Raw genomic sequence first — 25,183 nt, forward strand, 5'->3', positions numbered from 1 at the left:
CATGTTCAGCGACGACGAAGCCCGTGGACCACGGGCTCTGCCCGCCCGCCGTGCCCTCGTCGACGACGTCTACGACGCCGTGCTCGGGCTGCTCATGGACCGGGTGATCGAACCCGGTGCCCGCGTGAACATCGACGCGGTCGCCCGCGACCTCGACGTCTCGCCGACCCCGGTGCGCGAAGCACTCACCCGCCTCGAGTCCGAGGGGCTCGTGATCAAGCGCGCGCTCAAGGGCTACGTCGCCACCCCGCTGCTCGATGCCGACGGCCTGCGCGACCTCTACGACATGCGCGAACTCCTCGAGCCCGAAGCGGCACGCCGCGCGACGACGCACATCGACGCCGAGACCGAGGCCGAGCTAACCGCCTCGGTGGCGCAGATGCGCACGGCATCCGCCCCCGACGACGACGAGCACTTCGAGAACTACCGCCGCTTCATCGACGAGGACCTGCACTTCCATCACCTCATCGCCGAGCACGCCCAGAGCCCGCTGCTCTCGGAGGCGATCGTGCGGCTGCGCTCGCACATGCACCTCTACCGGCTCAACTTCCGTCACGACTTCGAAGACGACACGGTCAGCGAGCACGAGAAGATCCTCTCCGCCCTGCGCGATCGCGATGCGGATGCCGCGGCAGCCGCCATGCTCACCCACATCACCAACTCCTACGCCCGCCTCGGCCCGGTGCTCGCGGCGCGCTCGGAGTAGCTCCCGGGGCGCCCCGCTTCGACAGGCTCAGCGACCCGGTCGTGGTGGTCCCTGAGGTCGCGACCGTGGGTCCCTGAGGTCGCGACCGTGGGTCCCTGAGCCTGTCGAAGGGCCCCGCCTCACGGCCGCGGCCTAACGGTTCCCTAACGCCAGGTAGAATAGAACCAGACACCCGCCCGCCTGCGCCGTTTTCCCCCGGCCGACGAGCCCTGAGGAGCCGCGTATATGCTGACGCTCCTCGCCGTGTTCCTCCTCGGGTCTCTCCTGATGCCCGTTCTGGTGCGCTGGCTGGGGTCTCAGGCATTCGCGATCGCCGCTCTCATTCCCGCGGCGGCATTCGTCCACGCGCTGGTGATGACGCCGCAGGTGATCGACGGTGACTCCCCGTTCGTCTCGGTGTCGTGGATCCCGCAGCTCGGGCTGAACCTGTCGATGAACATGGACGTGCTCGGCTGGGTGCTCACGCTCATCGTCACGGGCGTCGGATCGCTGGTTCTCCTCTACTGCCGCTGGTACTTCCACGACGAATCGGCCGGGATCGGCCAGTTCGCGGGCGTTCTGCTGGGCTTCGCCGGCGCGATGTACGGCCTCGTGCTCACCGACGACCTGGTCATGCTCGTCATGTTCTGGGAGGTGACGAGCATCCTCTCGTACCTCCTCATCGGTCACTACCGCCGTCGCGCGGCCAGCCGTCGTGCCGCGCTGCAGGCGCTGCTGGTCACCACGCTCGGCGGACTCGTGATGTTCGTCGGCGTCGTGCTGCTGGTGGTCGATGCCGGAACGTCGAGCATCCGCGAGATCCTCGCCGAGGTGCCGACCGGTCCGATGATCGATGCCGCGATCGTCATGCTCCTGATCGGCGCGATCAGCAAGTCGGCGATCTTCCCGTTCCACTTCTGGCTGCCCGGTGCGATGGCCGCTCCCACTCCGGTGAGCGCCTACCTGCACGCCGCCGCGATGGTGAAGGCGGGTATCTACCTCATCGCGCGCTTCGCGCCGATCTTCGCGCTGAGCCCCACCTGGCGTCCGATCGTGATCAGCCTCGGCATCCTGACGATGCTGATCGGCGGGTTCCAGGCGCTGCGCGAGACCGACCTCAAGCGTATCCTCGCCTTCGGCACCGTCAGCCAGCTCGGTTTCTTCGCCGTGGTCGTCGGCTACGGCACGCAGGCCGCGGCGCTGGCGGGGCTCGCGCTGGTCATCGGCCACGCGCTGTTCAAGTCGGCACTGTTCCTCATCGTGGGTGTGATCGACCGTCAGCTCTCGACGCGTGACATCAACGAGCTCTCGGGCGTGGGCCGGCAGGCCCCGGTCATGACGACGGCGGCGTTCATCTCGATCGCCTCCATGGCCGGCATCGCCCCGACCCTCGGTTTCGTGGCGAAGGAATCGACGCTCACCGCCCTGCTCGACGATGCGATCGGCGGATCCGCGTGGGGACTCGTCGCCCTGATCGGCGTGATCCTCGGATCCATGCTCACTGCGGCATATGGCGTGCGCTTCCTCTGGGGAGCCTTCTGGACCAAGCGCGACGCGCAGGGCGATCGGATGCCGGACACCCCCTGGCCCGACCCGCCCGTCGGGTTCCTGTCGGCGCCGATCATCCTCGCGGGTGTCACGCTCGCCGCCGGCATCGGCGCTCCCGCGCTCGACGTCGCGCTGCAGGGATACGCGGTCACGGCGACCCCCGGCCTCGACGCCGAGGGGCTGGCCGTCGAAGGCCCGGGGCACCTCGCCCTCTGGCACGGCTTCGAGCCGGCGCTCGGCATCTCGATCCTGTCGATCGTGCTGGGATTCGGGATCTTCCTGCTCTCCCGCCGCACGGGCTGGGACCGCAAGGCCCGCCTGCTGCCGTTCACCGCAGCCGATGTCTACTACTTCGTCATGCGCGGCGTCGACCGCCTGTCGGTGCTCAGCACGACCCTCACCCAGCGCGGTTCGCTGCCCGTGTACGTCGGCACGATCTTCGTGGTGTTCGTCGCCGCCGAGGTCACGGCGCTCGTCGCGACCGACATCGACCGCTTCCAGCTGTCGGCCTGGCACACGCCGGTGCAGATCGTCGTGGCGCCGATCATGGCCGCCGCCGGTCTCTTCGCGGTGCGGGCGCAGAAGCGCTACACCGGAGTCGTGCTCGTGTCGGTCACGGGCCTCGGCATGGTGGTGCTGTTCGCGACCAGCGGTGCCCCCGACCTCGCGCTCACGCAGATCCTCGTCGAGACCGTCACGATGGTGACCTTCGCCCTCGTGCTGCGCCGCCTGCCCTCGAAGATGGGCGAGCACAACGCCTCGGTCGGGCGCATCCCGCGGGCGCTGCTCGCGGTGGGCGTCGGTCTCACGATGGCGCTCGTCGCCGTGGTCGCCACGCAGTCGCGCATCCACGAGCCCATCTCCACCTCGTTCGCGCAGCTCGCCTACGAGATCGGCCACGGCAAGAACGTCGTCAACGTCGCCCTGGTCGACCTGCGTGGATGGGACACGATGGGTGAGCTGTCGGTGCTCGTGCTCGCCGCGACCGGTGTGGCCTCGCTCGTCTTCGTCACCCATCGCGCCGACATGCTCGCCGCCACCCTCAAGCTGCCGCGGTCGAAGCGCCGCCGCACGCAGAGCCGCCCGCTGGTCGAGACGACCGAGGGCATCCGTTTCCAGACCACCGAGAACGAGAGCAGCCCCCGGGCCTGGCTCGTCGGCGGAACGAAGATGAAGCCCGAGAACCGGTCGATCCTGCTCGAGGTGATCGTCCGGGTGCTGTTCCACACCATCATCGTGGTGTCGATCTTCCTGCTCTTCTCCGGTCACAACCTCCCCGGCGGCGGTTTCGCCGGCGGTCTCGTCGCGGGCATGGCGCTCGTCATGCGCTACATCGCGGGTGGCCGCTGGGAGCTCGGAGCAGCCGCACCCACCGACGCGGGACGTCTGCTCGGCGCGGGCCTCATCCTCGCGGTCGGCAGCGCGCTGATCCCCCTGTTCTTCGGCCAGGCGCCGCTCACCAGCACGTTCTGGGAGTGGGAGATCCCCGGCTTCGGCCACATGGAGTTCGTCACCTCGACGATCTTCGACGTGGGCGTCTACCTCGTCGTCATCGGCCTCGTGCTCGACGTGCTGCGCAGCCTCGGGGCCGAGGTCGACCGTCAGACCCAGGCGCTGCGCGATGCGCCGATGGTCTCGCGTGAGAGGCGGGGTGCCCACTGATGGACGTCTCGCTCACCCTCATCGTGATCATGGCCGTGCTCTTCGCCTGCGGCGTGTACGCGATGCTCGAGCGCAGCCTGACCCGCGTGCTCATCGGATTCCTGCTGCTCGGCAACGCGACGAACCTGCTGCTGATGATCGTCATGGGCGTGCCCGGACGCGCGCCGTTCTACGGCGTCGACGGCGACATCAGCGACCCGCTCCCGCAAGCCCTCACCCTCACCGCCATCGTCATCACGTTCGCGGTCTCGGCGTTCCTGCTCGCGCTCATCTACCGCTCCTGGCAGCTGGGCCAGGCCGACACGGTCGAAGACGACGAGGCCGACATCGCGCTGCGCGAGCGCACCGACGCCGACGAAGATCTCATGGACGACGAGTCCGAGTCCGACGACGACGAGGCCACCACCGACTTCGTCGGCGTGCAGACCGCGCCGATCACGGTGCTCCACATGCGCGACCACTCCTCGATCCAAGACGACGCGCCCGTCGATCGTGCCTACGGCTCGTACGGGACGGATGCCTCCGCGGGCGTCCTCGATGCCGAATCGGCGCCTCCCGACGACGACGAAGAGGAGACCGAGTCCGTCGACGAAGCGGATGCCGAGGGATCCTCCTTCCGGACGGATGCCGACACCCACGCCGCCGATGCCGACGAAACGGATGCCGCGGACGCGGCCCGAGACACGGCTTTCGATCCGGCATCCGACGACAACGCCCCCGAGCACAACGATGAGGAGGATCGCCGATGAGCGTTCTGGTCCCCCTCCTCGTCGGGCTCCCGCTGCTGGGCGCCGCGATCACGCTCGTCTTCGGTCGCAACGCGCGCCTGCAGGTGTTCGTCACCGTCGTCACGCTCGCCGCCGTCTCGGTGATCGCCGCCGTGCTGCTGGTCGCCGTCGACGCCGGCGACACCCCGATGGCGGTGTCGGTGGGCGGATGGCCGGTGCCGTTCGGCATCGTGCTCTACGTCGATCGGCTCGCCGCCCTCCTCGTACTGATCTCGAGCATCGTGCTGCTCGCCGTGCTCCTCTTCTCGATCGGTCAGGGGGCCGCCGACGGCACCGACGAGACCCCGATCTCGATCTTCAACCCCTCGTACCTGATCCTCGCGGCGGGCATCTTCAACGCCTTCATCGCGGGCGACCTGTTCAATCTGTACGTCGGGTTCGAGATCCTGCTCGTGGCCTCGTACGTGCTGATCACGCTGGGCAGCACCGAGTCGCGCATCCGCACCGGCGCCGTGTACATCGTCGTGTCGCTGGTGTCGTCGATCCTGTTCCTGGCGTCGATCGCGATGATCTACGGAGCCGTCGGCACGGTCAACATGGCGCAGATCGCCGAGCGCATGGCCGAGCTGCCGCAGGAGACGCAGCTCGTGCTGCACCTCATGCTCGTCGTGGCGTTCGGCATCAAGGCCGCCATCTTCCCGGTGTCGTTCTGGCTGCCCGACTCCTACCCGACCGCGCCCGCCCCGGTCACCGCCGTCTTCGCCGGATTGCTGACCAAGGTCGGCGTCTACGCGCTCATCCGCACCGAGACGCAGCTGTTCGCCTCGAACAGCATCGACACGCTGCTTCTGATCATCGCGCTGGCGACCATGGTCGTCGGCGTGCTCGGCGCCGTCGCGCAAGCCGAGCTCAAACGAATCCTGTCGTTCACACTCGTCAGCCACGTCGGGTACATGATCTTCGGTCTCGCGATCGCGACGCCCGCGGCCATCGGCGCCACGGTGTACTACATCGTGCACCACATCGTCGTGCAGACGACACTGTTCCTCGCCGTGGGGCTGATCGAACGAAGAGCCGGCAGCACCTCGATCCTGCGGGTCAAGGGGCTGCTGAAGATCGCGCCGGTGATCGCCGTCCTCTACTTCATCCCCGCCATCAACCTCGGCGGGTTGCCACCCTTCTCCGGGTTCATCGGAAAGTTCGCGCTCTTCGAGGCCGCGGCATCCGTCGGCACCCCCCTCATGATCGTGCTGATCATGGGCGGCATCCTCACCTCGCTCCTCACCCTGTACGCGCTCATGCGCGCCTGGAACCTCGCGTTCTGGCGTGAGGAGGAGGACTCGACCGAGACCGAGGGACGCATCTCGTACCTCGGCAACGCGCCGGCAGCCGATGAGCAGCAGGAGCGTCGCCGCATCCCCAAGATCATGACGCTCGCGACCGCCGGCATGGTCGGGGTCACCGTCGCGCTCACCGTCTTCGCGGGCCCGCTCTACGAGCTCTGCGACCGCATCGGCGAGACGCTGCTGCAGCCCGTCAACCTCGTGCAGCTCGAAGAGGAGGTGGGCGGATGAGTCCCGAGGGCAAGCGTCACTTCTGGCGCGACCTGCGCGCCCAGCTGCCGTTCCTCGCCTGGCTGGTCGTGCTGTGGATGCTGCTGTGGGGGCAGTTCACGCTGCTGGCGTTCGTCTCCGGACTCGTCGTCGCGGTGTTCGTGACCCGGGTGTTCCGCCTGCCGACGGTCGAGCTGTCGGGGCGGGTCAACGTCTTCTACGCCGCGCTGTTCGTGGTGCAGTTCCTCTGGGCGCTGCTGCGAGGCGCCGTCACCGTCGCCATCCAGGTCTTCGACTTCCGCAAGCAGCCGGGCACCGCCATCATCGCGGTGCCGCTGCGCTACGCCGACGATCTTGTCATGACGCACGTCGCGGTCGTGTCGTCGCTCGTGCCGGGCTCGCTCGTGGTCGAGGCCGATCGTGATCGCCGCGTTCTCTACATGCACGTGATCGGCGTGGACGGGATGGACGACGTCGAGAAACAGCGCCGCATCGTGCTGCGCTGGGAGCAGCGGGTGGTGCGTGCGCTCGGCGATCCCGCGCAGTATCGTGCGCTCAAGGCCGATGAGCGGGCACGGGCGACCGCCGCCGGATCTTCGACGAAGGGCGGTGCCCGGTGAACATCCTGCTGCTCGTGATCATGGTGGTGTTCGGCATCGCCGCGATCCTCACCGTCATCCGCATCTTCCGCGGGCCCACGATCCTCGACCGCGCGGTCGCCTCCGACGTGCTGCTCACCGAGGTCATGTGCGTGCTCGGTGCCGAGATGGCGATCAACGGCCATACGCGCAGCATCCCGGTGCTGCTCATCATCGCCGCGATCGGCGTCTTCGGATCGATCTCGGTCGCCCGCTTCGTCGCACGAAGGGACAACACGACGCCATGAACATCTTCGGTCTCGTCATCCCCGACGCCGTCATCGACGTGACGGTGCTCGTGCTCATCCTGCTCGGCGCGCTGCTCTGCCTCTCGGCAGCGGTCGGACTGCTGCACTTCCGCGATGTGCCGTCGCGGCTCCACGCCGCCACGAAGCCGCAGGTGCTCGGACTCGTGTTCATCTGCCTCGCGGTCGCCCTCGCGCAGCGCAGCGTCGGCGGCATCCTGCTGGGGCTGCTGCTGGTCGCCCCGATCGTGCTCATGCAGTTCGCGACCGCCCCGCTCTCGGCGCACATGGTCGGACGCCAGGCCTACCGCAACGGCTCCGCCGATCAGCGCCACCTCGTCGTCGACGAGCTCGCCGACGCCAAGCAGACCCCGCCCGCCGCGGGGTAGTGCGCGGGGGCGTGTGTTCACAACTCCGGATAATCAGGCACTATCCACCTGAATCTGCTGTCCTGAGCGCCATCCCATCAGTTTCTCCGGAGTCATGAACAAGCTGGGAGGGCGCCACTACTCCTCCACGGTGCGCCAGTGTGCCGGACTTGTTCCGATGTCCGCGATACGTGAGTAGCGCAGGCCCCCCGCCGCACACACTGCTGTGGTGCGAAACAGCAAGAAAGCCGTCAGAGATCGAGTCGTAGAGGTGTATGCGCCCTGCGTGTTCACGCGATCGAATTTGCTCGCTCGCGGGGTGAGCGGGCGCTCGATCACGCGGGCCGTCGAGGCGGGAGCGCTGCTACGACTGCGACGAGATCGCTATGCGTATCCGGACATCGCGGCCGAGGTCGCAGAGGCCGTGCGCATCGGTGGACGACTGTCCTGCCTGTCGCTTCTCGTGGCGATCGGAATCTTCGTGCATCGGGCCTCGGGCCTGCACGTGCAACTCGCACCCGACGCGTCGCGCGTGCGACCGCCTGGCTCAGCACGCACTCGGCTGCATTGGAGCGCACCGTCGTCCGTGCCGGCGCCCCTGCATGCGGCGGCATTCGAGGATGTCGTCCGACATGCGATCAGATGCCAGACGCCTCGTGGTGCACTGGCGACGCTCGACAGCCTGCTCCACCACAGGCTTCTGACTCGGAGACAACTCGCCACAATCTTCGACGGGTTGCCGCAGCGCTACGCCCGCCTTCTTTCCCTCGTCGATGCGACCGCAGAGTCGGGGCCGGAGACCTTCATGCGCCTCATCCTGAAGGCGATCGGCGCGGAGTACGAGACGCAGGTGCGCATAGAAGGAGTCGGGCGGGTGGACTTCGTCATCGAGGGGTGGTTGATCATCGAGTGCGACAGCAGGGAGTTTCACGAAGGATGGCTTGCGCAGGTCGAGGATCGGAGACGTGACCTGGCTGCTGCCGCACGCGGCTACGTCACGATTCGACCGCTTGCAACGGACGTCATGGAGCGACCGGACATCGTGCGAGGTGCCGTGATCGACGTGATGGCTGCTCTTGGCATGCGTGGCGGACGCGGTCGGCGTTCATAATTCCGGATACTCAGGGGCTCAGCGCGCACTTGCGCTCGTAAAGGGGGCGAGAGCGCGCAGAATTCCGGAGTTGTCGACGTCCGAGACCGGTGGCCGGTGAGGGGGAGGAGTGCGCTCGTCCGAGCGTTCGCTCTGGACGCTCTGTTCATAACTCCGGAGAAAGCGCCGTCGATGTGGCTACCGCGAGCATGTGGCCGGTGCGTGCGACCTTTCTCCGGAGTTATGCGCGCTGCGCCACACCCCTCACAACTCGGCGGCGAAGCCCTCGATCAGGCGGGCGGCGGGCTCGGAGTCGCTGATCAGCGTGCCGTGGCCGTGGTCGGGGATCACCTCGAGCCGAGCACCGGGAATCGCATCGAGGATCGCACGGCACCAGCTCATCGGCGCGAGCGGGTCGTCTTCACCGCGCAGCACGAGCACCGGCGCGGTGATGCGCACGAACGCCTTCTCGGGCTGGTGAGCGATCGTGGCCCTGATCTTGCGGATCAGGTGCGGCCCGCCGCGCAGGTACTCGCGCGCGCCGCGCCAGATCACCAGCGGTCGCTCGCCCATCAGGTCGCGCATCAGGTACGAGCCCTGCGCCGCGAGGTTGCGCTTGGTCTTGTCGACGGTGGGCCCGGCGAGTACGACGCCCGAGACGAGGAGCGGATGCCGTGCCGCGAGCTCCGCCGCGATCTGGCTGCCCATCGAGTGACCGATCACCACGACGGGTCCCTCGCCCGTGTGCCGGAGGTATGCCGCGACGAGGTCGGCGTGGCGCTCCATCGTGAGGGTGCGGGTGGGTTCGGGGGCCTCGCCGAACCCCGGCAGGTCGAGCGCGATGAGCCGACCCGGGAGCCGCTGCGCGATGTCGAGGTAGACGCTGCGCCCCATGCCGATGCCGTGCAGCAGAAGGAACGTCGGCTCGCCCTCACCGAAGGTCTCGGCGATCAGGGTCGACCCGGCGTGCTCGAATTCGAGGAGCGTGACGGGGGTCCCGGCGGGGGCGAGATAGCTGGTGGGCACCGTTCCACGTTAGTAGAGACGGCCTCCCGCCCCGCACCGGGGACTCAGCCCCCCCCGCCCCGCACCGGGGACTCAGCCGATGAGGCTGGGCTGCAGGTCGCGCAGCGTGCGCCGATGCGTCATGCGTGTCACGCCGATCATCGCGAACAGCAGCGCACCGACCAACCAGATGCCGAGCACGATCAGGTCGCCGCCCGCTCGGGCGAGATCACCCCCGTACATCAATTGCCGCATCGCATCGACGACGTAGCCGAGCGGCAGCACGTGGTGCAGTGCCGCGAGCGGGGCGGGCAGCGTCTGCCAGGGGAACGTGCCGCCGGCGGTCACCAGCTGCAGCACCATGAGCACGAGCCCGAGGAACTGCCCCACCGAGCCCAACCACACGTTGAGCGCGAGGATGATCGCCGCGAACGTCGCCGAGGCGAACACCAGCACCCCGAGGGTGCCGAGCGGATGGTTGAACGTGAACCCGAGGGTGAGCGCGAGGATGCCCATGAGCCCCACCATCTGCACCGCGCCGAGCGCCGCGGGCGTCAGCCACCCGGCGAGCGTGATGCGGATCGGGGAGTGCAGCGCGGTGATCGCGCGCCGCGAGATCGGCTTGACGATGAGGAACAGCGCGTAGATGCCGATCCAGGCCGAGAGGGCGGCGAAGAACGGGGCGAGCCCGGCACCATAGTCCTCGGCCGAGGCGACCTTGTCGCTCGACACCTTCACCGGGTCGGCGATCGTGTCGGCCTGCAGGCTGCGCAGCTCGGGGGTGGATGCCGGGATCTGGTCGACACCGGATGCCAAGCCGTCGCGCAGTTCGGCCGCTCCGCCGGCGAGGGTGCTCAGTCCGTCGCGCAGCTGCGCCGCGCCGTCGTTCGCGGATGCCGCGCCCTCCGCGACCGTGCCCGCACCGGTGGCGAGGCTCGAGGCGCCGGTCGAGAGGGTCGCCGCGCCGGAAGCGACCTGTGCCGCGCCATCCGCGAGCTGATCGATCTTGCCGACGTCCGCCTGCACGGTCGCGTTGCCGTCCTGCAGCCGGGTCGCGAGCGGGTCGAGCTTCGCGAGCACCTGGTCGATCTCCTCGGGCGTGAGGCCCTGATCGGTGAGGATCGTCGTGATATCGGTGCGCACCTGCGGCAGGGCATCCGTCGCCTGCTGCACGACCGAGCCCGCCCGGTCGGCGATGTCGGCGAGCTGGCGGTTGCCGTCGCTCACCTGCGCGGCGCCGTCGGCGAGGGACTGCGCCCCGGTCGCCAGGGTCTGGGCGCCGGAGGCGAGCTGTGCGGTGCCGTCGGCCAGCTGGGCCGTGCCGTCGGCGAGGGTCGCGCTGCCCGTCGCGGCGGTGTTCGCGCCGTCGGTCAGCTGCGTCGCCCCGTCGGTCGCGGTCACGAGGCTGTCGCGGATGTCGCTGAGCCCGGTGAGCAGGCGCTCGGCCGCCTCGCTGCCGACCATCTCGGCCACCGAGCTGCGGATCTTCTCGACCGCCTGCGTGCCCATCGACGATGCGAGGTAGTTGTTCGCGTCGTTGGTCTCGAGGTCGATGCGGGCCTGGTGCGGGTCGTCGCCCGCGGCCGAGGTCAGCGCCGTCGAGAAGTCGGAGGGGATGGTCACGGTGAAGTCGACGGTGCCGTGGCGCAGGGCATCCGCTGCTTCGTCGGCCGTCATCCGCTGCCAGTCGAAGGCGTTGCCGTCGATGAGGTTGTCGGCGACGTCCTCGCCGTAGTTGACGGTGTCGCCGGCGGCGGCGTCGGATGCCGTGGACGGCGCCCCCGCATCGTCGACGACGAGTGCCACCGGCACCTCGGGGAACTTGGCGTACGGGTCCTGGTTCGCCCAGAGGTAGAGGCCGCCGTAGAGGATCGGCACGCACACGAGCGCGATGAGCGCGATGATGCCCATCTTGCTCGCCGTCAGCCGCCGCAGCTCGGCCGCGATCATCGCGGGAACCTTCATGAGGCGGCTCCGTTCGTGTCGTCTTCGTCTTCGTCGTCGGGGTCGGGGTCGGGGTCTGTGGTGCGGCCCTTCGTCTCGTCGCTGCGCTCCTCGCTCAGGGGCCGGGCTTCTTCGGGTTCGGGTTCCTGAGCGCCCGCCGTCTCGTCGCTGCGCTCCTCGCTCAGGGACCGGGCTTCTTCGGCATCCGCTTCTGCGTCGGCATCCGCTTCCGGCTCGAGCACGAGTGGCTCGACCGGGCCGGAGGCGTTGACCGCGCCGAGCTCCTGCATCCGCTCCAGCGCCACGGCTGCCGAACCGCCGAGGATCACGAGCATCGCGAACCCGCGCTCGGCGAACTCGGCGGCGATGCGCCACCAGCCGTCGGGCGAGCCGCCGTGCCGGTCGGGCGACACGAGCACGACGGCATCCGTCCCGTCGCGCAGCACCGCGAGCTCGCACAGGATGCGCACGCGCGCCGAGGGGTCGATGTTGCCGATCGGCACCGAGGCGAGCTCGGCGTACCCGAGCTGCGACAGCCAGCGCTTGGCGTGGAGCGGCGTCGCGCCGAGCCCGGCGAACATCAGTTCCTCGCCGACGACGCCCGCGAGCGAGATGTCGGGGTGCGGGTCGCTGACGTCGGGGGCGTCGACGAGGGCGACCCGGCGGCGCAGCTCCCTGGCGCTCTCGGAGTCATCGATCGTGACGCGACCGGTCTCGGGGCGCATGCGTCCGCTCGCGATCAGGCCGAGGACGGTCGGGCGCTGCTCGGTCTCGGCGAGGGCGTACCGCACCTCGCCGGTGTGGAACTCGAGAGTCGTGGGCGGGAGGGCCTGGCCGTTCTTGCCCTTGCTCACGTCGTGCAGGGTGATCCTCATGCGGGGACCTCCGTCGGGCCGGTGACGATGTCGGGGTGGGCGGCGAGCAGCTCATCGGCTTCGCGCCACGAGAGCCCGGCGATGCTGAGCACCGCGCGGACGGCGAGGTTCGCGGCGCCCGTGCTCGCGGCATCCGTGCGGGAGATGACCGTGCGCGCGATCTCCTCGATGAGACGGGCGAGGGTGGGGGCGGCGAGGTCGCTGCGGAAGCTGCCGTCGTCCTGGCCGCGGCGTACCAGGGCGGCGACCGTGCGGCGCAGCGGGGCGAGGGCGTCGGCCGTGTGCTGCACGTGCGCCTCGTCGAGCGCGAGGGCGGCGGCGACCTGCACGTGCGCGGCCTCGTGCCAGAGGCGTGCCGTGAGGCGGGCGAGGGCGAGGCGGGCGTCGGCATCGGTCACGGATTCGGCGATGGCGTTGAAGCGCTGGGCGCCGGTCGAGATGAGTTCGCGGATGAGGGCTTCGCGGTCGTCGAAGTGGCCGTAGAGGGTGCGGCGCGAGAGGCCGGCGCTGCGGGCGATCACGTCGACCGAGGCATAGGGGTCGACGGAGAGCGCGGAACGGGCGGCGTCGAGGATGCCGGCGCGGTTCTCGATGGCGTCGCGACGGGGTGCGCGGGTGGTCATGGATTCGAGTGTACTTAATGTGCACAGTTGTGTGCAAGATAACTCAATGGACTCACAGCATCCGCTCGTGCCACGCACTCCGCGAGGCCGCACGGAAAAGGGGGCGGATGCCGCAGCATCCGCCCCCTGATCGAAACCCGCGAGGGGTCAGTCCGTGCCGGAGTCGAAGGCCGCGCCTTCGGAAGCCGTGTCGACCGCGTCGGCGAGGTTCTCGTCGACCTCTTCGACCGCACCCGTGATCTCGCCCGACTCGCCGGCGGTCACGCGACCGACGAGCTCGCCCGTGGCGCCGCCGACGAGGCCGAGGCCCGCATACTGCTCGAGGCGGGCACGCGAGTCGGCGATGTCGAGGTTGCGCATGGTGAGCTGGCCGATGCGGTCGACCGGGCCGAAGGCCGCATCGCCGACGCGCTCCATCGACAGCTTCTCGGGGCCGTACGACAGGTTCGGCGAGACGGTGTCGAGGATGGTCCAGTCGTCACCACGGCGCAGACGGATCGTCACCGATCCGGAGATCGTGAGGCCGACCCAGCGCTGGATCGACTCGCGCAGCATGAGCGACTGCGGCTCGAGCCAGCGACCCTCGTACATCAGGCGACCGAGGCGTCGGCCCTGCTCATGGTACGTCGCGAGCGTGTCTTCGTTCAGGATGCCGTTGACCAGGCGCTCGTAGGCGATGAACAGCAGGGCCATTCCGGGGGCCTCGTATATGCCGCGCGACTTCGCCTCGATGATGCGGTTCTCGATCTGGTCGCTCATGCCGAGGCCGTGGCGTCCGCCGATCGTGTTCGCCTCGCGCACGAGCGCGACCGGGTCGGAGAACTCGACGCCGTTGAGGGCGACCGGTCGGCCGGCCTCGAACGTCACGGTGACGTCTTCGCTGTCGATCGCGACCGACGGGTCCCAGAACTTCACGCCCATGATCGGGTCGACGGTCTCGAGCGAGACGTTCAGGTGCTCGAGGGTCTTGGCCTCGTGCGTCGCGCCCCAGATGTTGGCGTCGGTCGAGTAGGCCTTCTCGGCCGAGTCGCGGTACGGGAAGTCGCGGGCGACGAGCCAGTCGCTCATCTCCTTGCGCCCGCCGAGCTCGGTCACGAAGTCGGCGTCGAGCCACGGCTTGTAGACGCGCAGACGCGGGTTGGCGAGCAGGCCGTAGCGGTAGAACCGCTCGATGTCATTGCCCTTGTAGGTGGAGCCGTCGCCCCAGATGTCGACGCCGTCCTCCTTCATGGCGCGCACCAGCATCGTGCCGGTCACCGCGCGCCCGAGGGGAGTGGTGTTGAAGTAGGTCTTGCCGCCCGAGCGGATGTGGAACGCACCGCACGAGAGCGCCACGAAGCCCTCTTCGACCAGCGCGGTCTTGGCGTCGACCAGGCGCGAGGCTTCGGCGCCGTACTCGAGCGCACGGCCCGGGATCGAGTCGATGTCGTCTTCGTCGTACTGGCCGAGGTCGCCGGTGTACGTGTAGGGCACGGCGCCCTTCTCGCGCATCCACGCGACGGCGACGGAGGTGTCGAGTCCTCCGGAGAAGGCGATGCCGACGCGCTCGCCGACGGGCAGGGACTGGAGGACCTTGGACATACCCTCCAGTCTACGGCGGGCGGCGTGTCGCTCCCGAATGCGTGACGGCATCCGGATGCGGTCCATTCCGGACTGCTGCCGGCGTGCGGCTGCCGGCTCCGGCGCATGCAGCGGAGGAGATCGCACGCAACGGAGGAGCGAATCCTGGATTCCGTCCTGCGGAGCGAGAGATCTCCTCCGTATGGGAGAGGCGGATGCCGTAGGCGCGCTGTCGTGCCAGAGTGGGCCACGGAGGTGCTCATGGGCGCAGCAGTGCTGTGGGGCGTGGTCGCGGCGGCGCCGCTGTTCATCGGTGCCGTGCTCGCGATGCTGCGGAAATGGCCGCCGCGCTGGCTGGGCATCGTGCTCGGCTTCGGTGCGGGCGCGCTCATGGCCTCGATCGCCTTCGAGCTCTGGGAGGAGGGCCTCGATCGCGGGGGCCCGTTCCCCCTGGTCATCGGCGTCGCCCTCGGCGCGATCAGTTACTACGTCGCCGCACGCATCCTCGACGCGCGCGCCGCGAAGAAGAAGGGCGACGCGGGCGGCGGACAACTCGCCGTCGGTGCACTGCTCGACGGCATCCCGGAGCAACTCGTGCTCGGCATCGGCCTCGCGTCCGGCGAACCGGTGAGCATCGCGCTCGTCGTCGCCATCCTCGTCTCCAACCTGCCCGAATCGATCGGCTCGGCCGCCGACCTGCTCGACGGCGGCATGAAGCGCTCGCGCGTGCTGCTGCTGTGGGCCGGCGTCGCCGTGATCTGCGCCGCCGCGACCGTCGCGGGCTTCGGCCTCGCCAGCATCACCGGCGACGCATTCCGCACCGCGGCCAGCGGTTTCGCGGCCGGGGCGCTGCTCGTGATGCTCGTCGATTCGATGGTGCCGGAGGCCCAGTCCAAGGCCAAGGAGTCGACCGGTCTCGCGACCGTTCTGGGCTTCGCGCTCGCCGCGGGTCTCGCGCTCGCGAGCTGAGCGCCTCGGCGGGGGTGGGACGCTTCGACAGGCTCAGCGACCCAGCGAGGGGCAGCGGCCCCGGGCCTCAGAACCCGGGGTACTCCTGGATCTTCTTCTCGAACTCGTCGCGGTCGTCGTCACTGAGCACGGCGCTCGCGATCACGAACAGCTGCAGTCCCTCGACCGGCTCGCCGGTGCGCGCGTTCTGCGCCTCGCGCTCGGTTCTGAATCCGCCGTCCGTGTCGTTCGACAGGTCGTAGATCGTCGCATAGAAGCGCAGCGGATCGGGGTAATTCTCGGTGTACGACTCCCACGTGTGCTGGGTGCGCGGGTCGTCGCTGCCGTAGAGCTTCTCGATCATCGTCGGGTCGATGCCCGATCCGGTCGGGTCGTTGAAGGCGTACAGACCGTACATCCCGTGCTCCTGCACGACCTGATCGATCACGGCCATGACCTGCTGTTTGCGCGCGTAGTCCTGGATCGGTTCGTTGGTCGCCCAGCCCGCCGAACCGTACTCGTAGAGCATCGACTCCCCGCCGTAGCCGTTGCGCTCGGGCCGCAGGTCTTCGTCGGTGAACTGCGTCCAGGTGTAGCCGAACTCGTCGCTGAGGCGCTGGCGCACGTCGGCGAAGAGGCTGTCGGCCTCGGCACGCACCTCCTCGAGCGACTGCTGGTTCAGCACGTCCTGGTTGTCGGTGCCCTTGATGCCGGGGTAGGCCTCGGCGTGCTTCTGCTCGTCGGACTTCGCTCCGTCGTAGTTGCCGCTGGCCGACGATTGCAGGGCGCTGAGCCCGCCGACGGTGGCGACGTTGAACAGCACCGCGATGACGAGGGCGATCGCGCCGAGCAGCCGCCCCCGCTTCGTGGCGATCGCCGCGATGATGACCGCGACGAGCACGAGCTGCAGGGCGAGCATCGTGACGCCGTAGAGCAGGTCGGTGCCGCCGGCGAGCATCGTACCCAGCAGCACGATGGCGAACAGGATGCTGGCGAGCAGGGCGATCCATCCGATCGCGTTCGCCGACCGGCGCTCGTCGTCGCCGTCGGCCACCGACACGAACGTCGGGAACGCCGGTGCCTCCTGCGGTCCGGTGCCGCGGCGCGCACCGCGGTAGCCGCCGGGCGGCGGAACGGGTGGCGCACCTTCGGCGCCCGCGAGGTAGCGGGCGCGCTGGCTCTCGTGATCCATCACCATGGCCTGTCCGTTCCCGAGCCGGGCTCGTCGCCGCCCTGCTGCTGGTCGCGCTCCTGCGTGCCCTGGTCGAGCTTGTCCTTGAGGTCGTCGAGCTTCTGCTCGTCGGGCTGCTGCGGCTGCTCCTGCTGCTCCTCGCCCTCCTGCGGGTCGGGCTGCTGCTCCTGCTCCTGCTCCTGCTGCTTCTCCTTCAGGCGCTCCTCGGAGTCGTCGAGGCTCTCGCCCATGTCGCGATCCGGATCGGACGACTGGTTCTCGGCCTCTTCGCTGTTGCACTCCTCGGGCGTCTCGACGACGATCGTCAGCGCCTCGGCGTACAGCTGGGCCGCACCGGCGCCGTCGCCGCCCTCGCGGGCCGCATCGCCCATCCGCTCGATCACGAGCGAGAGGTTGACGCGCACGGCGCAGACCTCCAGGCCCGTCGCCAGGTCGAGGGCCTCTTCGAGCTTCGTGCGTGCCTTGGGCAGTTCCTCGGCGCCCGCGAGCGCGGTGCCGACGTTGAAGGGGGCCTTGTACGGCTCGAAGAAGTTGAGGAACTCCTGGCCCTCGGCCGCCGCCTCGGAGCCCGCGTAGTCGTCGACGACATAGGCGCTGATCGCCTGGTGCGCGAACGCGTACATGCTGAGGATCTTGCCCACGAAGAACAGCGACACCAGCACGAGGGGCAGCGAACCGATCGCGATCCATCGACGGATGCTGCGGCGCCGACGGTTCGAGGCGAGCAGTTGCGCGGCCGCGGCCTGCGGGTCGGTCGCGGTGGCGGACGGAGCGTCGGTCATGCCGTGCCTCCCTTCGGGGTGCGCAAGCCGCGCAGGCGGGCGATCAGCATGGCCGCGCGCGCCAGTTCGATCCCGAGCAGCACGATGAGCACGAGCGCCGCGATCCAGTAGAGCTCGGTCACGTTGCCGACCTCGCCCGATTCGGCGTAGTTCGTGGTGGTCGTCGGCGCCTCGGGCAGCTTCGGCTCGGTGTCGGCTGTGCGGTGCTCGTACTCGACGCCGAGTTCGGCGGCCAGCGCCTGCAGGTTCTGCTCATCGACGACCGACAGCGCATCGGAGCCCTGGTACTGGATGTACCCGGCATCCTTTCCGTCGACGCCGCCGCTGGTGATGCGCATGGGCCCGCCCTCGGCGGTGCCGTACCCGAACACCGCGCCGGCGTCGATGTAGGGCGCGCTCGCGGCGAACGACTCGGGGTCCGACGACACGGTCTGCTCGCCGTCGCCGAAGTAGAACACCATGCGCGAGCGGTCGGGCGACGACTCGGCCGCCGACGCGAGCGTCTGCTCGAGCAGGGTCGCGGCGATGCCGATCGAGCTTCCGCGCGACTGGCTCGTGACCTCGGGGCGCAGCACGTCGAGAGACCCGACCAGCGCCGTGGTGTCGGTGGTCAACGGCATCCGCAGTTCGGCGGCGGCGTCGAAGGTGAGCAGCGCGAAGCGCGCGCCCGGGTACTCGGCGATGATCGTGCGCACGTCGGCGCGCACGCCGTCGAGGCGCGGCTCTCCGTCGGCCCAGTCCTCGGCGACGACGCTCGCGGTCGTGTCGACCACCAGCACGATGTCGGTGTCGGTCGCCAGGGTCTGCGTGGCGCCGCCGGGGATGCCGGGGCGCAGCAGCATGACGAAGCAGGCGAGCACCGCGGCCAACCGCAGCGCCCAGAGCAGACGGTGGTTGCGCGTCTGGGCGGTCGAGCGCCCCGCGTCCTTCGGCGCGCGCACGAGCACCCACACCACGAGCGCGGCGATCGGGGCGAACAGCAGCAGGAGCAGGAAGACGTTGATGGCGGGTTGGAAGATCACAGTCGCACCCTCCACAGCAGCACCACGAACGACAGCAGCGCGATCGAGACGACCACGATCCACAGGTCGGGGGCGTCGGTCCACACCACCTGCGCCTCGCCGCGGAGCTCGGTCGCATCCTGCTCGCGCACCTGCTCGACGATGTCGCCGACCGTGGTCGTGTCGCGCAGTCCGTAGGCCTGACCGCCGGTCGCTTCGGCCGCAGCGGCGAGTTCGGCGCTCACATCCGCGTCCTTGCCCTCGACGGGGTTCAGCGCGAACACGCGCACGCCGTTCGATGCGGCGTAGTTCGCGGCCTCTTCGAGCGTCACGATCGACGCGCCGTTGATCTCGTTGTCGGTTGCGAAGATCACCGAGCGCGAGCGCTCGTCGTCGGGGTGGTCGAAGCCCATCGCGCAGGCGGCGAGCCCGTCGCCGATCAGCGAGGCGCCGTTGCCGTTGAGCGTGCCGACCCAGTGCTCGGGGATCTGATCGACGTAGTCGAAGCTCTCGCGCATGCTCTCGAGGTGCGTGCGGATGAAGTCGTAGTCGTCGGTGAGCGGGAAGATCTGCACCGGCGAGCTGTTGAAGATCGTCAGCCCGATGCGCTCGCCCTCGAAGCCGTCGAGCAGCTCTTCGAACACCGTCAGCACCTCGACGTCGACCTCCGACATCGATCCCGAGACGTCGAGGCAGAGCATGATGTCGCGGCTCGTGTTGACGGGCTGGATCGTCTGGGAGGACATCGGCCGGGCGGCCACGACACCGGCCGTGATGACCGTGAGCGCACCCAGGAGCAGGATGCCGCTCAGGGCGATGATCCGTCGGGAAAGCGCTTCGCGGAACGCGGGCAGCGCGCGCAGACGCTCCGCGCGGGCGATGCGTGCGCGGTCGGTTCCCGTGGACTGCCCGCGGCTGCGCAGTCCGAGCGCGATACCGATGCCGAGGGCGGCGATCACGACCGCGGCCGCCACGATGATGAGCCAGCCGTTCGCTAGTGCCATGAGCGCACCACCGTCCGCGCCGCCTCGGCGCCGGCGAGAGGATCGATCGGCGGGCCCTGGCGGAAGATGCTCGGATAGTAGTGCCGGCGCATCGCGTCGATCAGGGCGGGGTGCACTCCACGGGAGACGAGGTCGTCGAGGGCGAGCACCGGGGCCTCGAGGCCGCTGTACTCGTTGACGAAGGTGCGCACCACGCGACTCAGTTCGAGGTTGGCGTTGCGGGGCGAGAGCCGCTTCTCGCGGTAGTCGGTCTCGATCTGCTGCACGCGGTCGAGGTACTCCACGCGCAACTGGCTGAGCACGTCGCCCGTGAGCAGCTGCGGCTGCTCGATGCCGAGACGGTCGGCGGGGCGGCGCTGCTTCGTGAGGGCGATCACGAGCCACGCGCCCACGATCAGCAGGGCGAGGATGCCGAACGCGAGCAGCACCCAGCCCCAGCCGTACTGCGCCGGCGGGTAGAGCTCATCAGACCCGGGCATTCGACCTCCCGCCGGATCGGCTGAGCGCCCCGTGGAGCAGGCGCAGCAGCTGGGGGACGGCCGACTCCTGACCCTCGAGCACGGCGTGGCCGATCTCGAGGCGCTTCAGGGTCTCGGCGAGGTGCGCCTCCTCGGCCTGCGCCTGCGCGGTGAGCTGGCGCACGATCGCCGCATCGCCCTGCACGAAGTCCGGCACGTCCCAGCTGCTGTCGACGTCGCTGCGGATGCGCCCGGTCGCGTGATCGAGCACCGGATCCGCGTCGCGGAGGGTGAGCCACAGCACGTCGTGCTGCACGCGCAGCCGGCGCAGCATCCGCTCGGTCTCGCTCGTGATGGGCGCCTCGTCGGTGATGACGGCGACGATCATGCGCCGCGACACCGTGCGGGTGACGTACGAGAGCAGGCCGTCGCGGTCGTTGGGAACCGTGCTCTCGTCGGTCGCCCGGCTGATCGTGCGCAGTGCGTGCTCGAGCGCGCCCTCGCTGCGACCGGGGGGCAGGCGACGCGCGCGCGAGGCATCGCCGTACACCGTGGTGAAGTCGTCGCCGTGACGCAGGGTCAGGATGCCGAGAGCACCGGCCGCCATGATCGCGAGGTCCTTCTTCGGGCGTTCGTCGGCCGCGAGGGCCGTCATCGAGCGCCCGGTGTCGACGACGAACAGCACCGTCTGCATGCGCATCGCCCGCGATCGCTTGACCAGCGGCGTGCCCAGGCGGGCCGTCGCGCGCCAGTCGATGTCGCGCACCTGGTCGCCGTATTCGTACTTGCGCAGGTCTTCGAAGTCCAGGCTGCGCCCGCGCAGCAGCGACGCGTGCGCACCGTCGAGCGCGTGCATCGACTTGCGCGACGAGTGCAGGAAGAGCTTGCTCTTCACCTGCGTGATCAGACTGGGCATGGGCTTCTGTTCCGGTGCGGGGCGACGGTTCCTGGCTCGGCGACCGGGTCAGGGAGTGGGGACGGCGGCGAAGATCTGGTCGATGATCTCCTCGCTGCGGATGCCCTCGGCGTCGGCCTCGAACGTCAGCAGCACGCGGTGGCGCAGCACGAGGTGCCGCAGCTCGCGGATGTCTTCGGGCAGCACGTGCGAGCGACCCTTGAGCAGGGCGAGGGCGCGCGACGCCTGCAGGAACGCGATGCTCGCGCGGGGGCTCGCGCCGTACTTGATGAACCGGGCGCGGTCGTCGCCGATGTACGGTGCGGGGTTACGCGTGACGTACGCGATCGACACGATGTAGTTGCGGATCGCGGGGTCGACGTAGATGCGGCTGGCCACGTCCTGCAGCATGTGGACGTCGTCGAGCGAGATCGCGCTCGAGACGTGCCGGTCGGGGTCGAGCACACCGGAGTCGATGCGGCCGAGGATCTCGAACTCCTCGGCGGGGCTCGGGTACTCGACGATCTCCTTGAGCAGGAAGCGGTCCATCTGCGCCTCGGGCAACTCGTAGGTGCCCTCCTGCTCGATCGGGTTCTGCGTCGCGATCACGAGGAAGGGCTTCGGCAGGTGGTGCACCTCACCGCCGATCGTGGTCTGGTGCTCCTGCATCGCCTCGAGCATGGCGCTCTGGGTCTTGGCGCTCGATCGGTTGATCTCGTCGAGCAGCACGAAGTTGGCGTGCACGGGGCCGAGCACGGTGCGGAACGAGCCGGTCGCCGCGTCGTAGATCTGGTTGCCCGTGATGTCGCTCGGCAGCAGGTCGGGCGTGCACTGGATGCGCTTGAACTGCGCCTTGACCGTGTCGGCGAGGGTGCTCGCGGCGGTCGTCTTGGCGAGGCCGGGCACGCTCTCGAGCAGGATGTGGCCGCCGGCGATGAGTGAGATGAGCAGGCTCATGCGCAGGCGCTCCTGGCCCACCATCTTCGCGGAGTAGGCGTCGGAGACGACCTTCAGCACGTCGCTCGCCCGCGAGATCTCCGCGTCGGACGGGGCCGTCCTGGGCGCGGCATCCGCTTTCGGAGCCGGGGCGGATGACGGGGCCTGTGCAGCTGCGGCGGGAGCGGATGCCGGGAACGTCGGGGGCGTCGCCGCCGCGGCGGGAGGAGGCGGCGTCGGCGCGTCGCGCTGTTCGCTGCGAAGCGCGGGTGCCGGCGCGGGAGGCGCGGGCGGGGGCGGAGGGGCCGTATTCGTCGACGGGTCCGGCGCGTAGGGCTCGTTCATCTGCAGTCTCCTCGATCACGCGGGGAAACATCGCGTCCTTCCCCCGCACCAGGGTAACCGCATCCACCGACGCGCCGGCTCGGAGCCGATGGGGAGGAGTCCCCATCGGCCGAGCGCCCCGTCGGATCAGGGAACGCGGATGCCTCGGCGACGACCCACCCAGACCACACCGGCGGCGACGGCGATGATGCCGATCGCGATCCCGATGATGTAGACGACGACCGAGCCCCATCCGCCGGGGCCGTGCGGGTCGAGGAACGGATAGGGGTACCACCACGGGTTCCCGGTGATCGGGCCCGTGATGAAGTTCGCGCGCACCATCGTGTAGACGGTCCATACCAGCGGGAAGATCACGGCGACGAGGGCCGCGCTCCACGGCAGTGCGCGCCGACGGGGCGCGAAGAGCACATCGAGGAGCATGACGAGCGGCACGATCACGTGCAGCGTCTCGTTGGTCCACACCTCCGAGACCCCGTCGAGGTTGATGTACCGGAGGAGCAGGTTGTAGACGATGCCCGTGACGATCATGTACGTGCTGGTGCAGACGAGCAGCGTGGCCAACCAGCGGGGTTCGGGGGTGTCGTCGCGGCGCGTGCGGATCATCCAGATCGCGGCGATGGTCAGGGAGACCACGGCGCCGATGTTCGACAGCACGGTGAAGAAGCTGAAGAAGTTCGCCACGACGGTCGGCACGTGCGAACCCCACTCGGTGGTCGACGAGTGCGCGTTCGTGATCGACACCGTGATCTGCCGCACGAGCGCCGCAGCGCCGAGAAGGGCTGCGGCGATCCGCAGGTAGGGCCACCAAGTAGTCATCATGCCTCCGCCGCCAATGTATCGGGAGAAGACCGATGACATCAGGCGAAAAAACCATTTGCATGGAGTTGGTATATCGATAACCTCCGAGTGGGGACGCGCTCACGGATGACGACGGAGGACGCGGATGAGCGAGCAGGGCACGGTCGGGGAGAAGACGGAACGGCGACTGCGGCGCCTGCGCCCCGGGCTCAGCATCCAGTCGAAACTGCTCATCATGCTCCTGGCGGTGAGTCTCGTCTCGTCGGTCATCGTCGGTGCCGTGGGTTTCATCAACGGACGCCAGTCGCTGCACGACGCGGCGGTCGATCAGCTCATCACCATCCGCTCGATGCGCGCGGCCGAGGTCACCGACGCGATCGAGGCCGTCAAGAAGGATGCCTCGCTGCAGTCGCGCAACCTCAGTGCGCAGACGCTCTCGACCACCGTGAACGCGGGGTACGAGGAGCTGGAGCAGCGCGAGGTCACCGCCGACGAGCGCGCGCAGCTCGAGTCCTACTACTCCGACACCTTCATTCCCGCGCTGGAGGGTCGTGCCGGCGAGCAGTACGGTGACAGCGCCTTCATCCCCGAGTCGAACGCCGGGCAGTTCCTGCAGACGCGCTTCACCACGCAGAACCTCGACTTCGACGCCGATTACGACACCCTGCTCAACGACAATGATGCCGAGGACGGATCGTCCTACTCCGCAGCGACCGAGCGCTACGGTGACTACCTCGGACGGCTCATAGAGCAGGCCGACTACGAGGACGCGCTCCTGCTCAACCTCGACGGCGACATCGTCTTCTCGGCGTACAAGGGCGTCGAGCTCGGCAGCAACCTGAACACGGGTCCGTACCGTGACACGATGCTCGCTCAGGCATACGCGGATGCCATCGCCACGAACTCCGTCAGCACCGTTGTGCTCACCGACTTCGAACGCTGGATCCCCTCGCTGAACGTGCCGACGATGTGGGTGGTCTCGCCCATCGGCAACGACAGCCGCATCACCGGCGCCCTCGCCCTGCAGGTGTCGTTGGAGACGATCAACGACCTGACGACGGGGTCGGAGGGCTGGAAGGAGCAGGGTCTCGGCGACACGGGCGAGGTGTACCTCGTGGGTCTCGACGACCTCATGCGCAGCGACTCGCGGCGCCTCATCGAAGACCCCGAGAACTACGAGCAGCTCGCGATCGACGGCGGCACCCCGCCGAGCGTTGCGAAGCGCATCGTCGAGGTGCAGGGAACGGTGCTCCTCCAGCCGATCAACACGCGGGCGGTGGCGGAGGCGCAGGCGGGCAGGACCGGCACCACGACGGGTCCCGGGTACCTCGGCATCGACAGCGTCACCGCGTACGCCCCGCTGGAGGTCGATGGACTCGACTGGGTCATCATCGCCCGGATCGACTCGTCGGAGGCGTTCGCCCCCGTGGCCGACTTCACCCGCATCGTGCTGCTGTCGCTCCTCGGCATCCTGCTCGGCGTCTCGCTGCTGTCGCTGTTGCTCGCCCAGGTCTTTACCCGACCCATCCACCGCCTCGTCGGCGCGGTGCACCGGGTCGCCGAGGGCGATCTCGACGTGCAGGTGCCGCAGGGCGCGCGCGACGAGTTCGGCGACCTGGGCAGTGCGTTCAACGACATGGCGTCGAGCCTGCGCATCAAACAGGAGCTCATCGATGAGCAGCAGGCCGAGAACGAGAAGCTGCTGCTCACGCTCATGCCCGAGAGCGTCGCCGCGAAGTACAAGCAGGGCGACGAGACGATCTCGGAGGCGCACGAGAACGTGTCGGTCGTGTTCGCCGAGCTCGTCGGCTTCGACGACTACGCGCGCGGGCTCTCGGCCGAGCAGGAGATCGGCCACCTCAACACCCTCATGCGCGGTTTCGACGAGGCCGCCGAGAAGGCCGGGGTCGAGAAGGTGCGCACCCTGCGCGGCGGGTACCTCGCCTCGTCGGGACTGATCGTGCCGCGCGTCGACAACGTGCGCCGCAGCGTCGAGTTCGCGAAGAATCTGCTCGGGGTGATCGAGCGCTTCAACGCGCAGAACGGGTCGTCGATCGGCCTGCGCGCCGGTGTCGACACCGGCACGGTCACGAGCGGGCTCGTCGCCCGCACGAGCCTCGCCTACGACCTGTGGGGCGATGCCGTGAACCTCGCCTACCGGGTGCGATCGGTCACGGGCGAACCGGGCGTCTACGTGAGCCAGACGGTCTACGACCGCACCCGCGAGATCTTCTCGTTCACCGAAGCGGGCACCGTCGAGGCCCGCGGCACGACCGAGACGGTCTGGAAGGTGGCCTGAC

General features: G+C 69.1%; 22 protein-coding genes and 1 pseudogene. 10 read left to right on the plus strand and 13 right to left on the minus strand.

Annotated features, from left to right (window positions below; all coding sequences use genetic code 11):
- The first annotated feature begins 1 nt into the window (after position 1).
- The 8 genes and pseudogenes from ACZ5Y9_RS02065 to ACZ5Y9_RS02100 all read left to right on the plus strand — a co-directional run bounded on the left by ACZ5Y9_RS02065 (position 2) and on the right by ACZ5Y9_RS02100 (position 8,538).
- Positions 2-706, plus strand: coding sequence for a GntR family transcriptional regulator (locus ACZ5Y9_RS02065; RefSeq protein WP_247633337.1), 705 nt, complete (start codon positions 2-4; stop codon positions 704-706).
- A gap of 225 nt (positions 707-931) precedes the next feature.
- The gene (locus ACZ5Y9_RS02070) at positions 932-3,895 is read left to right on the plus strand and encodes a Na+/H+ antiporter subunit A (RefSeq protein ID WP_247623946.1); all 2,964 of its coding nucleotides are present in this window, start codon (positions 932-934) and stop codon (positions 3,893-3,895) included.
- Positions 3,895-4,398, plus strand: a pseudogene (locus tag ACZ5Y9_RS02075) (Na(+)/H(+) antiporter subunit C); the annotation flags it as partial. The gene ACZ5Y9_RS02070 and the pseudogene ACZ5Y9_RS02075, both read left to right, overlap by 1 nt.
- 242 nt (positions 4,399-4,640) lie before the next feature.
- Positions 4,641-6,197 (plus strand): Na+/H+ antiporter subunit D, encoded by a 1,557-nt coding sequence (locus ACZ5Y9_RS02080; protein WP_247623944.1) that lies wholly within the window; start codon positions 4,641-4,643, stop codon positions 6,195-6,197.
- Positions 6,194-6,796 carry a Na+/H+ antiporter subunit E gene (locus tag ACZ5Y9_RS02085; RefSeq protein ID WP_404596900.1) on the plus strand — a complete coding sequence of 201 codons (603 nt, stop codon included), beginning with the start codon at positions 6,194-6,196 and terminating at the stop codon, positions 6,794-6,796. The genes ACZ5Y9_RS02080 and ACZ5Y9_RS02085 overlap by 4 nt, the downstream gene beginning before the upstream one ends.
- Positions 6,793-7,062, plus strand: coding sequence for an MrpF/PhaF family protein (locus tag ACZ5Y9_RS02090; protein WP_247623942.1), 270 nt, complete (start codon positions 6,793-6,795; stop codon positions 7,060-7,062). Before ACZ5Y9_RS02085 ends, ACZ5Y9_RS02090 begins: the two co-directional genes overlap by 4 nt.
- Positions 7,059-7,448 carry a monovalent cation/H(+) antiporter subunit G gene (gene mnhG, locus ACZ5Y9_RS02095; RefSeq protein WP_247623941.1) on the plus strand — a complete coding sequence of 130 codons (390 nt, stop codon included), beginning with the start codon at positions 7,059-7,061 and terminating at the stop codon, positions 7,446-7,448. The genes ACZ5Y9_RS02090 and mnhG overlap by 4 nt, the downstream gene beginning before the upstream one ends.
- 208 nt (positions 7,449-7,656) lie before the next feature.
- Positions 7,657-8,538, plus strand: coding sequence for a type IV toxin-antitoxin system AbiEi family antitoxin domain-containing protein (locus ACZ5Y9_RS02100; protein ID WP_247623940.1), 882 nt, complete (start codon positions 7,657-7,659; stop codon positions 8,536-8,538).
- Between the two features lie 243 nt (positions 8,539-8,781).
- Here the strand turns inward: ACZ5Y9_RS02100 and ACZ5Y9_RS02105 are convergent, their stop codons facing one another.
- The 5 genes from ACZ5Y9_RS02105 to argG form a co-directional block, all read right to left on the minus strand.
- The gene (locus ACZ5Y9_RS02105) at positions 8,782-9,543 is read right to left on the minus strand and encodes an alpha/beta fold hydrolase (RefSeq protein WP_247633333.1); all 762 of its coding nucleotides are present in this window, start codon (positions 9,541-9,543) and stop codon (positions 8,782-8,784) included.
- Between the two features lie 72 nt (positions 9,544-9,615).
- Entirely contained in the window at positions 9,616-11,487 is a 1,872-nt protein-coding gene (locus tag ACZ5Y9_RS02110) for a YhgE/Pip family protein (RefSeq protein WP_247623938.1), read from the minus strand.
- Positions 11,484-12,341, minus strand: coding sequence for a hypothetical protein (locus ACZ5Y9_RS02115; RefSeq protein WP_247623937.1), 858 nt, complete (start codon positions 12,339-12,341; stop codon positions 11,484-11,486). The genes ACZ5Y9_RS02110 and ACZ5Y9_RS02115 overlap by 4 nt, the downstream gene beginning before the upstream one ends.
- On the minus strand, positions 12,338-12,964 hold the full coding sequence (locus ACZ5Y9_RS02120; RefSeq protein ID WP_247623936.1) for a TetR/AcrR family transcriptional regulator: 627 nt from the start codon (positions 12,962-12,964) through the stop codon (positions 12,338-12,340). The genes ACZ5Y9_RS02115 and ACZ5Y9_RS02120 overlap by 4 nt, the downstream gene beginning before the upstream one ends.
- Positions 12,965-13,111: 147 nt before the next feature.
- The gene (gene argG / locus ACZ5Y9_RS02125) at positions 13,112-14,545 is read right to left on the minus strand and encodes an argininosuccinate synthase (protein ID WP_247633329.1); all 1,434 of its coding nucleotides are present in this window, start codon (positions 14,543-14,545) and stop codon (positions 13,112-13,114) included.
- 213 nt (positions 14,546-14,758) lie between these two features.
- Between argG and ACZ5Y9_RS02130 the strand changes: the two genes are divergently transcribed.
- Entirely contained in the window at positions 14,759-15,493 is a 735-nt protein-coding gene (locus ACZ5Y9_RS02130; RefSeq protein WP_404596894.1) for a ZIP family metal transporter, read from the plus strand.
- 67 nt (positions 15,494-15,560) lie between these two features.
- On the opposite strand, the gene ACZ5Y9_RS02135 is transcribed toward ACZ5Y9_RS02130, so the two are convergent.
- The 8 genes from ACZ5Y9_RS02135 to ACZ5Y9_RS02170 all read right to left on the minus strand — a co-directional run bounded on the left by ACZ5Y9_RS02135 (position 15,561) and on the right by ACZ5Y9_RS02170 (position 22,901).
- Positions 15,561-16,664, minus strand: a complete 1,104-nt coding sequence (locus tag ACZ5Y9_RS02135) for a DUF4064 domain-containing protein (protein WP_464472132.1) — start codon at positions 16,662-16,664, stop codon at positions 15,561-15,563.
- Positions 16,664-17,446 (minus strand): hypothetical protein, encoded by a 783-nt coding sequence (locus tag ACZ5Y9_RS02140; protein ID WP_464472133.1) that lies wholly within the window; start codon positions 17,444-17,446, stop codon positions 16,664-16,666. Before ACZ5Y9_RS02140 ends, ACZ5Y9_RS02135 begins: the two co-directional genes overlap by 1 nt.
- On the minus strand, positions 17,443-18,468 hold the full coding sequence (locus ACZ5Y9_RS02145; RefSeq protein ID WP_464472134.1) for a vWA domain-containing protein: 1,026 nt from the start codon (positions 18,466-18,468) through the stop codon (positions 17,443-17,445). Before ACZ5Y9_RS02145 ends, ACZ5Y9_RS02140 begins: the two co-directional genes overlap by 4 nt.
- Entirely contained in the window at positions 18,465-19,451 is a 987-nt protein-coding gene (locus ACZ5Y9_RS02150; protein ID WP_464472135.1) for a VWA domain-containing protein, read from the minus strand. The genes ACZ5Y9_RS02145 and ACZ5Y9_RS02150 overlap by 4 nt, the downstream gene beginning before the upstream one ends.
- The gene (locus ACZ5Y9_RS02155; RefSeq protein WP_247633323.1) at positions 19,442-19,930 is read right to left on the minus strand and encodes a hypothetical protein; all 489 of its coding nucleotides are present in this window, start codon (positions 19,928-19,930) and stop codon (positions 19,442-19,444) included. The genes ACZ5Y9_RS02150 and ACZ5Y9_RS02155 overlap by 10 nt, the downstream gene beginning before the upstream one ends.
- The gene (locus ACZ5Y9_RS02160; protein WP_247623928.1) at positions 19,917-20,825 is read right to left on the minus strand and encodes a DUF58 domain-containing protein; all 909 of its coding nucleotides are present in this window, start codon (positions 20,823-20,825) and stop codon (positions 19,917-19,919) included. The genes ACZ5Y9_RS02155 and ACZ5Y9_RS02160 overlap by 14 nt, the downstream gene beginning before the upstream one ends.
- A gap of 48 nt (positions 20,826-20,873) precedes the next feature.
- The gene (locus tag ACZ5Y9_RS02165) at positions 20,874-22,085 is read right to left on the minus strand and encodes an AAA family ATPase (protein WP_247623927.1); all 1,212 of its coding nucleotides are present in this window, start codon (positions 22,083-22,085) and stop codon (positions 20,874-20,876) included.
- A 126-nt stretch (positions 22,086-22,211) separates the two neighbouring features.
- Entirely contained in the window at positions 22,212-22,901 is a 690-nt protein-coding gene (locus tag ACZ5Y9_RS02170; RefSeq protein ID WP_464472136.1) for a Pr6Pr family membrane protein, read from the minus strand.
- 127 nt (positions 22,902-23,028) lie between these two features.
- Between ACZ5Y9_RS02170 and ACZ5Y9_RS02175 the strand changes: the two genes are divergently transcribed.
- Positions 23,029-25,182 carry an adenylate/guanylate cyclase domain-containing protein gene (locus ACZ5Y9_RS02175; RefSeq protein WP_247623925.1) on the plus strand — a complete coding sequence of 718 codons (2,154 nt, stop codon included), beginning with the start codon at positions 23,029-23,031 and terminating at the stop codon, positions 25,180-25,182.
- The last annotated feature ends 1 nt before the right edge of the window (position 25,183 follow it).

This window comes from Microbacterium sp. T3-8 (genome assembly GCF_055398145.1).